Source organism: Agromyces binzhouensis (genome assembly GCF_004135055.1).
Classification (GTDB): domain Bacteria; phylum Actinomycetota; class Actinomycetes; order Actinomycetales; family Microbacteriaceae; genus Agromyces; species Agromyces binzhouensis.
In genome coordinates this window covers 1-12307 of record NZ_SDPL01000049.1, presented here as the reverse complement: position 1 = coordinate 12307, position 12307 = coordinate 1, and the positions used below count along the sequence as shown (strand labels likewise).

Here is a 12307-nt window from a genome sequence, read left to right as displayed (position 1 = left end):
GCCGACGCGCACGAGCCGCGACGCGCGCACCGGCGCCCGCGTGTGGGCGCTGGCCGAGGACGCGGTCGGTCGCACCTTCGACGTCGGGTCGCGCCCGTGATCCGCGGCCTGGTCTCGCGCTGGTGGTCGCAGCCCGGGGTCCGCCTGCGGATCGCACGCGTGGTGGTCGTCGTCGGCGTCGTGCTCGGACTGTTCGGCGTGCTCAGCGGGCGCTACGGGTTCCTGTTCGCCGGGATCATCATCGTCGGCCTGGGCGCGGGGCTCGGCCCGGCGCGCATCCGGAAGCGGCGCGACTAGGTTCCTGCCGGCGCGAGCGCGTAGCGTGTCCGCATGATCAGCCGAGACCTCGCCCTGCAGTTGCGGGACGCCGGGCTCGCGTGGCATCCGCAGTCGGGCGACCGCTTCCAGCTCGACCTGCCGAGCAACGTCGAGGCCGAGGCCGAGGCCGACGTCTTCACGGTCAGCGAGATGACGATCGAGACGCACCGGCACGAGACCGGCACGATCCTCGGCTTCAACGGCACGACGGAGTGGGCCCTCGACTCGGTCGCGCTCGCCGACGCCATCTGGCTGCCGCGCGAGGACCAGCTGCGCGAGCTGCTCCGCGCCACGTTCCGGAGCCTGCGCCGCCTGCCGGACGCGTTCGAGGTGTCGATCGGCCTCGGCGGCGACACGCTCGCGTTCGAGCACCCCGACGCCGCCGAGGCCTACGGCATGGCCCTGCTCGCGCTGATCGAGCGCACGCGCTGAGCGCGTGGGCGGCGAGTGTCCGGCCAATGCGGGTCCGGGCACAGCCGAGCCGCATTCCGTGGACACTCGCCGGCCGTGTCTAGGCTCGACACATGGGTGAGACGGATGCCGCGGCCGCGGCCGCGCGGGCGCGCGAGGCCGTCGAGGGCGCCGTGCGCGTGCTCGTCGAGGCATCCGCTCGAACCGAGACGCTGGCCGAGTTCGTCGCGGGTCGGCGCGTGCTCGGCATGCCGCGCGCTCCGCGCATGCGCGTCGTCGGGCCGGTCTGGCGACTGGGCGTGCTGCTGCTCGACGCCGATGCGCGGCTGTACTCGACCGGCCGCGTGGTGCGCGCCGAGCGCGCGGTGCGACGGAGCGTGCTCGCCGACTCGGTCGCCGAGCACCGCGCGTACCGCGCTGCCGCGATCAAGGGCGGGATCCCCGAGGGCGAGACCGTGGTGTTCGACGCCGAGCCCCTGTCGCTCGAACCCGACGCGCTCGCCGTCGGCGACGGGCCGCTCCGGCTCATCCCGCGCGACGACGGCACCTCGGTCGTGGGCGTGCGCTGGAACCCGGCGTTCGCCGATGCGGCACTGCCGCTCGACGCCTACCTCGCCGAGCGCGTCGACCTGCTCGTGCACCCGCCGCAGGGCGCCTGACACGAGCCACCGGAGCCCGCGTGCTCACCCGGGAGGCGGCTCGTCGTCGGCGTCGGTCCGCGAGGGGCGCTGCTCCTGCTCGGCGATCGCTTCGATGACCGAGTCGTGCAGTCCGCGCTGCCCCGTGTGCAGCTCCTGGTACGTCTCGCCCGCCCCCATGAGCGGGCCGAACGCCGACCGTGCCCGCTGCCCGCGCGGCGCGCGGATGGCGCGCACCGTCATGCCCACGACGAGCGCCGCCGCGAACAGCGCGCCGAGGACGCCGACGAGCGCCTCCATCAGAATCCGAACGCCGTGACCGCCGGCAGGCCGCCGTCGCGCCAGCCCTCGAGGGCGAACCGCTCGTGGTGCACGAGCCGCTCGGGCAGGTCGTCGAGCGCGAACCATTCGAGCGCGCTCGCCTTGTCGGGCTCCTGCAGGGTCGGGATGCCGCGCCACGAGCGCGCCGCGAAGAACACGTCGAGCCGCTGGTCGACCGGCCGGCCGGTCGGCGCGGTGCGGTGCATCGCCGTGATCGGCTCGAGCTCGGAAGGGTCGACGTCGACGCCGATCTCCTCGAGCGTCTCGCGCACGGCGCCCGCCATGAGCGTCTCGCCGGGGTCGACGTGCCCGGCGGCGGACGCGGCCCACCAGCCGTCGTAGTATCCGGTTCCCGCGCGCAGCTGCAGCAGCACGCGGTCGCCGTCGACGAGGAACACGTACGCCGCCGGGATCAGCGCGAACGTCCCGTGCTCCGCGGCGTACGCCTCGGAGTACGTCTGGCGCTCGCCGCCCGGCATGCGTCGTTCCTCGATCCGCTCGGACCCGACGGACGGCTCAGTAGCCGACGACCGGGCCGAACGCGTCGGCGAGCGGAGCGCGGTTCACGGTGCGCAGCTCGTCGATCGACACCGTGAACGCGCCCTGCACCTCGAGCGAGCTCGACGCGGCATCCGTCACGCCGATGCGGCGCACGGGGTAGCCGCGACCCTCGCAGAGGCCGCGGAACTTGACGTCGTCCTCGCGGGGCACGGTCACGATCACGCGGCCGGTCGACTCGGAGAAGAGCGCGGTCGCGAGGTCGATCCCGGCGTCCTCCATGACCTCGCCGAGGATCACGCGCGCGCCGACGCCGAAGCGGCCGACGCCCTCGGCCAGCGCGATCGCGAGGCCGCCGTCGGAGAGGTCGTGCGCCGAGTCGATGAGGCCCTCGAGCGCCGCGGCGCGCAGCAGCTCGGCGAGCTGCTTCTCGCGAGCCAGGTCGACGAACGGCGGCACCCCGCCGAGGTGGTCGTGCACGACGCCCGCCCACGCGGAGCCGTCGAGCTCGGCGTACGTCTCGCCGAGCAGGTAGATGTTGTGCCCCTCGTCCTGCCAGCCCGACGGGATGCGACGCGCGACGTCGTCGATCACGCCGAGCACCGCCACGACCGGGGTCGGGTGGATCGGCACGTCGCCGGTCTGGTTGTAGAAGCTCACGTTGCCGCCGGTGACGGGGATGCCCAGTTCGAGGCATCCGTCGGCCAGGCCAGTGACGGCCTCGGCGAACTGCCACATCACCTCGGGGTTCTCGGGAGAGCCGAAGTTCAGGCAGTCCGAGATGCCCATCGGGGTCGCGCCGGTCACGGCGACGTTGCGGTACGCCTCGGCGAGCGCGAGCTGCGCGCCGCGGCGCGGGTCGAGCTGGCAGTAGCGCCCGTTCGCGTCGGTGGCGACCGAGACGCCGAGCCCCGACTCCTCGTCGACGCGGATCATGCCCGCGTCGTCGGGCGCGGCGAGCGCGGTGTTGCCGAGCACGTAGTGATCGTACTGGTTCGTGATCCACGCGGCATCCGCCTGGTTCGCCGAGCCCACGAGCTGCAGGAACTGGGCGCGCAGCTCGTCGCCGGCGTCGTCGGCGGGGCGGGCGAGCGACGCGGCCGTATCGGCCTGCAGGGCCTCCAGGTACGACGGGACGGTCATCGGCCGCTCGTAGACGGGCCCGTCGACCGCGACCGTGCGCGGGTCGACGTTCACGATCTCCTGGCCGCGCCAGGTGATCGAGAGGCGTCCGGAGTCGGTGACCTCGCCGAGCACGCTCGTCTCGACGTCCCACTTCCGGACGACCTCCATGAAGCCGGCGAGCTTCTCGGGCTTCACGATCGCCATCATGCGCTCCTGGCTCTCGCTCATGAGGATCTCCTCGGGCGTGAGCGAGGGGTCGCGCAGCAGCACGTCGTCGAGCACGATCGACATGCCGCCGTCGCCGTTGGCCGCGAGCTCGCTGGTCGCGCACGAGATGCCGGCCGCACCGAGATCCTGGATGCCCTCGACGAGATCGCCGGCGAACAGCTCGAGGCAGCACTCGATGAGCACCTTCTCGGCGAACGGGTCGCCGACCTGCACCGCGGGGCGCTTGGTCGGGCCGCCCTCGGCGAACGTGTCGGAGGCGAGGATCGACGTGCCGCCGATGCCGTCGCCGCCGGTGCGGGCGCCGAACAGCACGACCTTGTTGCCGACGCCCTTGGCGTTGGCGAGGTGGAGGTCCTCATGCCGGAGCACGCCCACGGCGAGGGCGTTCACGAGCGGGTTCTTCTGGTACGTCGGGTCGAACCACGTCTCGCCGCCGATGTTCGGCAGGCCGAGGCAGTTGCCGTAGAAGCTGATGCCCGACACGACGCCGTGCACGACGCGAGCGGTGTCGGGGTCGTCGATGGCGCCGAAGCGCAGCGCGTCCATCACGGCCACCGGTCGCGCGCCCATCGAGATGATGTCGCGGACGATGCCGCCGACGCCGGTCGCGGCGCCCTGGAACGGCTCGATGAAGCTCGGGTGGTTGTGCGACTCGATCTTGAACGTGACCGCCCAGCCCTCGCCGATGTCGAGCACGCCGGCGTTCTCGCCGATGCCCACCATGAGGTGCTGCTTCATCTCGGGCGTGACCTTCTTGCCGAACTGGCGCAGGTGCACCTTGCTCGACTTGTACGAGGCGTGCTCGCTCCACATGACCGAGTACATGGCGAGCTCGGCGCTCGTGGGGCGGCGGCCGAGGATGTTGCGGATCCGCTCGTACTCGTCGGGCTTCACGCCGAGCGCCGCGTACGGCTGCTCCTTCTCGGGGGTGGCCGTGGCGACCTCGACGGTGTCGAGCACCGGCGTCGTGGTGGCCGGGGTCGGCGCAGCGGTCGTGGCGGGTGCGTCAGTCACGGGTGGCGAGCTCCTGGAAACGGCGGCGAGACGGATGCCGCGGGCGGATGCCGGTCGCACCGAGTCTACCCGGCGTGCTCACCTGAGCATGCGCCGGTCAGGGCTCCGCGCGGGAGAACGCGGCGGCCCGCTCGACCTGGTCGCGAGTGAGCGCGACGCCCGTGTAGCGCTCGAACTGGCGTGCGGCCTGCAGCGCCACGACCTCGGCGCCCGTGATCACGGGCGTGCCGGCGGCCCGAGCCGCCGCGATGAGCGGCGTCTCGGCGGGGAACGCGACCACGTCGAAGACCGTCGAGGCGCGCTCGATGAGCGGCTCGTCGAAGGCGAGCGACGCGGCATCCGCCCCCTGCATGCCGATCGGCGTGACGTTCACGACGACGTCGAAGGATGCCTCGGGCTCGTCGCGCACCCAGGCGTAGCCGTACTTCTCTGCGAGTGCGGGTCCGGTCTCCGCGTTGCGCGCGAGCACCGTGAGGTCGTCGAAGCCCGCGCCCCGGAAGGCGGCGACCACGGCCTTCGCCATGCCGCCGGACCCGCGCACGACGACGCGCGCCGCCGGGTCGAGCCCGTGCTCGGAGATGAGCTGCGCGACCGCCTCGTAGTCGGTGTTGGATGCCGTGAGCCGGCCGTCGTCGTTCACGATCGTGTTGACCGATTCGATCGCCGCGGCCGACGCCTCCATCACGTCGACGAGCGGGATCACGGCCTCCTTGAACGGCATCGACACCGAGCAGCCGCGGAAGCCGAGCGCGCGCATGCCGCGGATCGCGCCCTCGAGGTCGTCGGTCGTGAACGCCTTGTAAAGGAAGTTCAGCCCGAGTTCGTCGTACATGAAGTTGTGGAACCTCGTGCCGAGGTTCGACGGGCGACCGGAGAGGGAGATGCAGACCTGCATGTCCTTGTTGAGGATCGGCATGCCGCCATTCTCCTCGCGTGGCTCGATCGGGCCGGAACTGGATATGTTGTGGGAGCGCTCTCTCGGGTGTCTGCTTGGCGAGCGATTTCCCGGGCGCCGAACGCCTGAACCGGACAGCTGGGCATCGATCCCAGTATCCACAAGGGGCTTGCGGGAATCGCCGAGGCCTGCCTACCCTGTCGGGGACCACCTCGGTCGTTCCCTTCACCTACTGCAATGGAGCACGAATGGACTCGAAGAAGAGAGCGCTCTCACGGCGCACTGCCGCGACAGTGGCAGCTGCGGCCGTGGTCGTCGCGCCACTCGCAGCCGCAGCACCGGCCTCCGCAGCCGGCAGCATCTCCGTCATCGCCGACTTCGAGGGCGGCGCACCCGACGGGTTCTTCTCGTACGGCGCAGCGGGCTTCGGCATCGTCGACGTCGCCGCGGACTCGCCCGACGCCAAGCCCGGCCAGTCCGGGCCCACGAAGGTCGTCTCGTACGGCTGGGACGTCACCGCCCCCGGCTCGTTCGGCGGCGTCGGCCAGACGTTCGCCGGAGCCCGCGACGTCAGCGCCTTCGACGGCGTGACCCTGATGGTCGACGGTTCGGGCAACGGCGCCGTCTACCAGGTCGAGCTCTTCGACGGCGGAGCCAACGCCGACGCCTCCGAGCGCTTCGACGTCGACCTCGTCGACGACGTCGACGGGTGGAAGGAGGTGCGCCTGCCCTGGTCGGCGTTCACGCGCGCGACCGACTTCCAGCCCGGCGGCGCACCGGACGACGGCCTCGGGCTCACGAGCCTGTGGGGCTACGCGATCCCCGCCGTGAACGGCGCCGACACCATCCGCGTCGACGACATCGCCGTCTTCTCGGACTCCGACCTCACTCCGTCGGTCTCCTTCTCGACCGCGGCCGCCTCCGCGATCGAGGGCGACGCGATCGACGTCGAGGTGCGGCTGGACCTCGCATCGGCATCGCCCGTGACCGTGGAACTCGGTGCCGTCGACGGCACGGCGACCCTCGCCGAAGGCGACTACGCCGACCCGACCACGACCGTCGAGTTCGCGCCCGGCGAGACGAGCCGCATCATCCAGGTCGCCACGACCGGTGACGACGCCGACGAGGGCGACGAGACCTTCTCGCTCCAGCTCACCGCCCCGTCGGGTGCGCAGCTCGGCTCGCTCACCTCGCTCGAGGTGACCATCCTCGACGACGACGGCGAGGTCGTCGGGCCGCCGACCGGCCGCACGACGATCGTCGACGACCACGAGTCGCCGCTCGTCCGCGGCGACGCCGGCGGCATCCCCGTCGGCTGGTTCGAGGCGCAGGACCCGAGCAGCACCGTCGCGTTCGAGCGCACCGACGCCCCGCCGGCCCCGGTTCCGGGTGCCCCCGAGGGCAACGACGTGCTGCGCGCCGACTTCGACGTGACGAGCTTCGGCGTCGTCGTGCGCAACTTCACGAACGAGGCCGCGGACGCCTGGACGACCGAGGACTGGTCGACCTACGAGGGCATCGGGTTCTGGATGTACGGCAACGGCTCCGGCACCGACCTCTTCCTCGACCTGCTCGACAACCGCAACCCCGGCTCGACGACCGACGACGCCGAGCGCTTCGTCGTCTCGTTCTCCGACGACTGGCGCGGCTGGAAGTTCCTCACGTTCGACTTCGACGAGTTCTCGCGCAAGAACATCGGCAACGGCGCCCCGAACGACGGGCTGACCCTCACCGACATGCACGGGTACGCGTTCGGGTCGCTCCGGACGACCACGCCGCAGACCTTCCTCTACGACGACGTGCTCGTCTACGGCGAGGCCGAGCCGCCCGCGCTCGCGGTCGGGTTCGACCGGTCGGGCTACGAGGTCGACGAGGGCGACACGGTGACCGGCGTCATCCGCCTGAACCGCGTGGCCGAGACGGATGTCACGGTCGACTGGGCCGCCGAGGCGACCGAGGCGCGCACCGCGACCGAGGACCTCTCGGCGACCGCGGATCGCGACTTCACGCCCGCGAGCGGATCGGTCACGATCCCGGCCGGGGAGCGCGAGGCGACGATCGAGCTGCCGACCATCGAGGACGGCAAGCACGAGGTCGACGAGACGTTCATCGTCCGGCTCTCCGACCCGCAGGGCGCCGAGTTCGGCTTCGTGCGCACCGCCACGGTGAGCATCCAGGACGACGACCCGATCGACCCGTCGCTCATCGAGGACTTCGAGACGGAGCCGTGGCTCTACGACGTCACCGGCGATGCCGAGCTCACGACCCGCGAGATCGCGGCGGGCGACGCCGACGCCTATGACGGCCAGGCCGCCTTCGAGGGCGTCGCCGACTTCACCCACACCGGCACGGCGACCATGTCGCGCGAGTTCGCCGGCGGCCAGGACTGGTCGGACGCGGACGGCATTAGCTTCATGGTGAACGGCACCGGGAAGCCGACCCGCATCACGGTCGGCATCCAGGACGACCCGGCGCCCGACGGCGGCCCGGACACGTGGGAGCTCGCGTGGAGCGACGAGTTCGACGGACCCGCCGGCGCGCCGGCGAACCCCGAGAACTGGACCTACGAGACCGGCGGCTGGGGCTGGGGCAACGACGAGCTGCAGTACTACACCGACAGCACCGACAACGCGGCGCTCGACGGCGACGGCAACCTCGTCATCACGGCCCGCGAGGTCGACGGCGAGGCGGAAGGCCTGGAGTGCTGGTACGGCCCGTGCGAGTACACGTCGGCACGCCTGATCACCGAGCAGAAGCAGGAGTTCGAGTACGGCCGCATCGAGTCGCGCGTGCAGCTGCCCGAGGGCAGCGGCATCTGGCCGGCGGTGTGGTCGCTCGGCACCGACTTCCGCGAGGTCGGCTGGCCGCAGACCGGCGAGATCGACGTGATGGAGTACGTCGGGCGCCTGCCCAACGAGGTCTTCGGCACCATCCACGGCCCCGGCTACTCGGGCGGCCAGTCGTACGGCGGCATCTACGACTTCGGTCAGCCGGTGCCCGAGGGCTGGCACGAGTTCGCCGTCGAGTGGACCCCGGAGGAGATCGTCTGGTCGGTCGACGGCATCGAGTACCACGAGGCCGACCCGGCGGATGTCTCGCCGAACGAGTGGGTCTTCGACCACCCGTTCTCACTCATCACCAACATCGCGGTGGGCGGTAACTTCGGCGGCGCCCTGGGCGACGACCTCGAGTTCCCGCAGTCGCTCACGGTCGACTACGTCCGCGTCTACCAGGCGCCCGACACGGCCGAGCGCTTCGTCGCGGGCATCGTCGACCGCACGGCCGGCTGGCACGAGGTGACGATTCCGTTCGACGCCTTCAAGCGGGCCGACGAGCAGCCCGTGGGCGCCCCCGACGACGGGCTCACGCTCACGGACGTGCAGGGCTACGCCCTCACGTTCGCCGGCAAGGGCACGCACTCGATCGACCGAGTGACGGTCGAGTGAACGCGACCCGATAGCCCGACGAACGAGGGCGGGGCGGATGCCGCGGCATCCGCCCCGCCCTTCGTCATGCCCGGGGGCGAGCGGTCAGTCGCGGCCGCCGGGCGGGCCGACGATGAGCAGGATCGTGAAGACCGCGGCGATGCCGAGCACGGCGGCCACGGTCAGCAGCAGCGGACGGGCGAGGAACCAGTGCAGCATCCGGTTGATCACGTTGCCGTCGGCGGGGTGGTCGGTCGGCTCCCGCCGCCACGGTCCGTCGAGCTTGTCGCGGCGGAGCAGCCACAGCTCGAAGGGGATCGTCGCGTAGGGGACGATCGCGAAGACGACGCCCAGCACGATGAGCCCGAACGGCCAGCGCTGGTTGACGCCGACGAGCGCCGCCGTGAACGCGTACGCGAGGAAGACGAAGCCGTGGATGGAGCCGCCGACGAGCACCGCCCAGTCGAGGCCGAGCGTGGCGCGCATGATGAGCGCGGTGATGAGGATGGTCCAGGTGATCGCCTCGGCGACCGCGAGGAGCCGGAACAGCCGCTTCGGCGTCAGGCCGGGCGCGACCGACGTGACCGGCGTCGTGGCCGGCGGGAGTCGGAGCGGATTCGAGGTGGTGGCGGTCGTGGGGTTCGGATCGGGGGAGCTCACCGGACCATCCTCTCAAGCGGGTACCACCGTCCGCGTCGAACGAATGGCGGAGCTCGGCCCGGAGTAGGGTGTTGCGGTGAACGAAGCGCAGGTCCGCGACCTCGTCGAGTCGAAGCTCGCCGTCATCCCCGACTTCCCTGAGCCCGGCGTCGTGTTCCGCGACCTGACCCCGGTCTTCGCCGACGGCCCGACGTTCCGCGCACTGTCCGAGGCGCTCACCGCGCCGTTCGCCGGTCGGTTCGACCACCTCGCCGGTCTCGAGGCGCGCGGCTTCCTGCTCGCGGGAGCCGCGTCGGCGCTCTCGGGCGCGGGCGTGCTTCCCGTCCGGAAGGGCGGCAAGCTGCCGCGCGCGGTGCTCCGCGAGGAGTACGACCTCGAGTACGGCACGGCCGCGCTCGAGGTGCACGAGGACGAGCTTCCCCCGGGCTCGCGCGTGCTCATCGTCGACGACGTGCTCGCCACGGGCGGCACGGTCGAGGCGGCGGCGACCCTGATCGAGCGGGCCGGATGGCGCGTCGCGGGCGTATCGGTCGCGATCGAGCTCCTCGACCTCGGCGGGCGGGCCCGGCTCGGCGATGCCGTCGAGATACACAGCGTTCTCCGGTACTGAATCCCGGGCGTCCGGAGTACCGTCGCTCCATGGCAGCAGCACCGGATTTCAGCGACCTCAGCGCCGTGTACGTCAACTGCACGCTCAAGCGGTCGCCCGAGGTGAGCAACACCCAGGGCCTGATGGACGCGAGCATCGCACTGATGCGCCAGCACGGCGTCGCCGTCGAGACCTTCCGGCTCGTCGACCACGACGTCGCGACGGGCGTGTTCCCCGACATGCGCGAGCACGGCTGGGCGACGGACGCGTGGCCCGACGAGATCTGGCCGAGCATCCGCGACGCCGACATCCTCGTGATCGGCGGGCCGATCTGGCTCGGCGACAACTCGTCGGTCACCAAGCGACTCGTCGAACGCCTCTACGCGATGAGCGGCGAGCGGAACGCCAAGGGGCAGTACGCCTTCTACGGCAAGGTCGGCGGGGTCGTCATCACGGGCAACGAGGACGGCATCAAGCACTGCGCGATGGACCTGCTCTACTCGATGCAGCACATCGGCTACACGATCCCTCCTGCCGCAGACGCCGGGTGGATCGGCGAGGCGGGCCCGGGCCCGAGCTACCTCGACGAGGGTTCCGGCGGCCCCGAGAACGACTTCACGAACCGCAACACGACGTTCATGACGTACAACCTCATGCACCTCGCCAGGCTGCTGAACGATGCGGGCGGGATCCCCGCGATCGGCAACGTCCGCGACGAGTGGGAATCGGGGGAGCGCTGGGGGTACCGGCCCACGCCGGACCACCCGAACCCGGAGTACCGCTGAGCACTCAGCCCGTGACGTCGGCCGCGCAGCGGAAGCCGAGGTGCGTGGTCGAGGAGTCCTCAGCCTGGGACGAGCGCGCGGCCGGTCGGTAGCGGCGGCAGTACTCGGGCGCGCACAGGTGCGACCCGCCCTTGGTGACGTGCAGTGCGCGCGAGGGAGCCGCGCCGGCGAGCAGGTCGGCGCGCTCGCCGCGGTCGACGGATGCCGCGCCCGGGGGAACGTGTCGAGGCGTGAACGGGTCCGAGGTCCACTCCCACACGTTGCCGATGACGTCGACGAGCCCGAACCCGTTCGGCGGGTACGCACCGACGGGAGAGGTGCCGCCCCAGCCCTCGTTGCGGTACGGGAACGACCCCTGCCAGGTGTTCGCCAGGACGACGCCGCCGGGCGTCCGCTCGTCGCCCCACGCGAACTCGGCGCCGTCCAGCCCGCCGCGCGCCGCGTACTCCCATTCCGCCTCGGTGGGCAGGCGGCGACCGGCCCATTCGGCGTACGCCGTGGCGTCCGCGAAGGCGACGTGCACGACCGGGTGGTCGGCGCGGTCCTCCAGCCCCGAGCCCGGGCCGAACGGATGGCGCCAGTCGGCGCCCGGCACCCAGCGCCACCACTGGCGCCAGTCGCGAAGGTCGACCGGGCCGTCGGTCGGCGTGAACACGAGCGACCCCGGCGCACGATCGGATTCCGGGACGTCGGCGAACTCGACGGGGTCGAGCGGGCGCTCGGCGGTCGTGACGTATCCGGTCGCGCTGACGAACTCGGCGAACTGGGAGTTCGTGACCGGGTGGCGCTCGATCGCGAACGGCGCGACCTGCCGTTCGTGCTGCGGCGCCTCCTCGGCGTAGTGGGCGTCGCTGCCCATGCGGAACGTGCCACCCGGCAGTGGGACGAGCTCGGTCAGGGCCATCCGTTCAGGGTACCGGCGCCGCCCGGGACCTCGGCCGGGCCTCTGGCTGTCGTCGCGCTGCGGTGCGATACTGCGGGCATGGTCCGGCACGATCCGACCGTGGATGCCTGGTTCGAGCGCTACGACAACCCGCAGCGCGAACTCGTGATGGCGGTGCGCGACGCCGTGCTGGACGCCGACGACCGGGTGACCGAGACCATCAAGTGGCAGGCCCCGACCTTCGTGTACCGGGGCAACATCGCCTCGTTCTTCCCGAAGGCGAAGGCGCACGCGAGCCTCATGTTCCACCGAGGGGCCGAGCTCCCCGATCCGGACGGCCTGCTCGAGGGCGAGGGCGACGTCTCGCGCGTCGCGAAGTTCGTCGACTCGGGAGACCTGGAGCACAAGCGCGAGGCGTTGCAGGCGCTGGTCCGCGCCTGGATCGCGGCCCGCGACGCGACCTGACCCTGCGCCCGCGCTCCGCGACCGCGGCGCACCGCCCTCCGGCCGTCGCCCC

The 12307-nt window shown here is 71.8% G+C and carries 13 protein-coding genes; 7 read left to right on the top strand and 6 right to left on the bottom strand.

Features of this window, described 5'->3' with window-relative positions:
• Positions 1-96 precede the first annotated feature (96 nt).
• The 3 genes from ESO86_RS04665 (at position 97) to ESO86_RS04655 (ending at position 1388) form a co-directional block, all read left to right on the top strand.
• On the top strand, positions 97-297 hold the full coding sequence (locus ESO86_RS04665) for a hypothetical protein (protein ID WP_129233717.1): 201 nt from the start codon (positions 97-99) through the stop codon (positions 295-297).
• A 33-nt stretch (positions 298-330) separates the two neighbouring features.
• The gene (locus ESO86_RS04660) at positions 331-750 is read left to right on the top strand and encodes a pilus assembly protein CpaE (protein WP_129233716.1); all 420 of its coding nucleotides are present in this window, start codon (positions 331-333) and stop codon (positions 748-750) included.
• A 92-nt stretch (positions 751-842) separates the two neighbouring features.
• On the top strand, positions 843-1388 hold the full coding sequence (locus ESO86_RS04655) for a hypothetical protein (protein ID WP_129233715.1): 546 nt from the start codon (positions 843-845) through the stop codon (positions 1386-1388).
• A gap of 24 nt (positions 1389-1412) precedes the next feature.
• On the opposite strand, the gene ESO86_RS04650 is transcribed toward ESO86_RS04655, so the two are convergent.
• From ESO86_RS04650 to ESO86_RS04635, 4 genes are all read right to left on the bottom strand, one after another.
• The gene (locus tag ESO86_RS04650) at positions 1413-1667 is read right to left on the bottom strand and encodes a nuclear hormone receptor DNA binding domain-containing protein (protein WP_129233714.1); all 255 of its coding nucleotides are present in this window, start codon (positions 1665-1667) and stop codon (positions 1413-1415) included.
• A complete protein-coding gene (locus ESO86_RS04645; RefSeq protein ID WP_129233713.1) occupies positions 1667-2167 on the bottom strand; it encodes an NUDIX hydrolase in 501 nt (166 codons plus the stop codon). The genes ESO86_RS04650 and ESO86_RS04645 overlap by 1 nt, the downstream gene beginning before the upstream one ends.
• A 37-nt stretch (positions 2168-2204) precedes the next feature.
• A complete protein-coding gene (gene purL / locus ESO86_RS04640; RefSeq protein ID WP_129233712.1) occupies positions 2205-4553 on the bottom strand; it encodes a phosphoribosylformylglycinamidine synthase subunit PurL in 2349 nt (782 codons plus the stop codon).
• 97 nt (positions 4554-4650) lie between these two features.
• Positions 4651-5469 carry a shikimate 5-dehydrogenase gene (locus ESO86_RS04635; protein WP_129233711.1) on the bottom strand — a complete coding sequence of 273 codons (819 nt, stop codon included), beginning with the start codon at positions 5467-5469 and terminating at the stop codon, positions 4651-4653.
• 287 nt (positions 5470-5756) lie between these two features.
• Here ESO86_RS04635 and ESO86_RS04630 point away from each other — a divergent pair, with 287 nt between their 5' ends.
• Positions 5757-8894, top strand: coding sequence for a carbohydrate binding domain-containing protein (locus tag ESO86_RS04630; protein WP_165307327.1), 3138 nt, complete (start codon positions 5757-5759; stop codon positions 8892-8894).
• Between the two features lie 84 nt (positions 8895-8978).
• Here the strand turns inward: ESO86_RS04630 and ESO86_RS04625 are convergent, their stop codons facing one another.
• Positions 8979-9533, bottom strand: a complete 555-nt coding sequence (locus ESO86_RS04625; RefSeq protein WP_340638833.1) for a DUF3817 domain-containing protein — start codon at positions 9531-9533, stop codon at positions 8979-8981.
• A 76-nt stretch (positions 9534-9609) separates the two neighbouring features.
• On the opposite strand from ESO86_RS04625, the gene ESO86_RS04620 reads away from it, so the two are divergent.
• Complete coding sequence (locus ESO86_RS04620) at positions 9610-10143, top strand: adenine phosphoribosyltransferase (RefSeq protein WP_129233709.1); 534 nt, start codon at positions 9610-9612, stop codon at positions 10141-10143.
• Between the two features lie 29 nt (positions 10144-10172).
• Positions 10173-10907 (top strand): flavodoxin family protein, encoded by a 735-nt coding sequence (locus ESO86_RS04615; protein WP_129233708.1) that lies wholly within the window; start codon positions 10173-10175, stop codon positions 10905-10907.
• A 4-nt stretch (positions 10908-10911) separates the two neighbouring features.
• On the opposite strand, the gene ESO86_RS04610 is transcribed toward ESO86_RS04615, so the two are convergent.
• The gene (locus ESO86_RS04610; protein ID WP_129233707.1) at positions 10912-11811 is read right to left on the bottom strand and encodes a formylglycine-generating enzyme family protein; all 900 of its coding nucleotides are present in this window, start codon (positions 11809-11811) and stop codon (positions 10912-10914) included.
• A gap of 78 nt (positions 11812-11889) precedes the next feature.
• Here ESO86_RS04610 and ESO86_RS04605 point away from each other — a divergent pair, with 78 nt between their 5' ends.
• Positions 11890-12255 (top strand): DUF1801 domain-containing protein, encoded by a 366-nt coding sequence (locus tag ESO86_RS04605; RefSeq protein WP_129233706.1) that lies wholly within the window; start codon positions 11890-11892, stop codon positions 12253-12255.
• The last annotated feature ends 52 nt before the right edge of the window (positions 12256-12307 follow it).

Bases quoted from the DNA above. Each gene is read 5' to 3' on its own strand.
- ESO86_RS04660 (WP_129233716.1), top strand. From the start codon at position 331: ATGATCAGCCGAGACCTCGCCCTGCAGTTGCGGGACGCCGGGCTCGCG.
- ESO86_RS04655 (WP_129233715.1), top strand. From the start codon at position 843: ATGGGTGAGACGGATGCCGCGGCCGCGGCCGCGCGGGCGCGCGAGGCC.
- ESO86_RS04650 (WP_129233714.1), bottom strand. From the start codon at position 1,667: ATGGAGGCGCTCGTCGGCGTCCTCGGCGCGCTGTTCGCGGCGGCGCTC.
- ESO86_RS04645 (WP_129233713.1), bottom strand. From the start codon at position 2,167: ATGCCGGGCGGCGAGCGCCAGACGTACTCCGAGGCGTACGCCGCGGAG.
- ESO86_RS04635 (WP_129233711.1), bottom strand. From the start codon at position 5,469: ATGCCGATCCTCAACAAGGACATGCAGGTCTGCATCTCCCTCTCCGGT.
- ESO86_RS04615 (WP_129233708.1), top strand. From the start codon at position 10,173: ATGGCAGCAGCACCGGATTTCAGCGACCTCAGCGCCGTGTACGTCAAC.
- ESO86_RS04610 (WP_129233707.1), bottom strand. From the start codon at position 11,811: ATGGCCCTGACCGAGCTCGTCCCACTGCCGGGTGGCACGTTCCGCATG.
- ESO86_RS04605 (WP_129233706.1), top strand. From the start codon at position 11,890: ATGGTCCGGCACGATCCGACCGTGGATGCCTGGTTCGAGCGCTACGAC.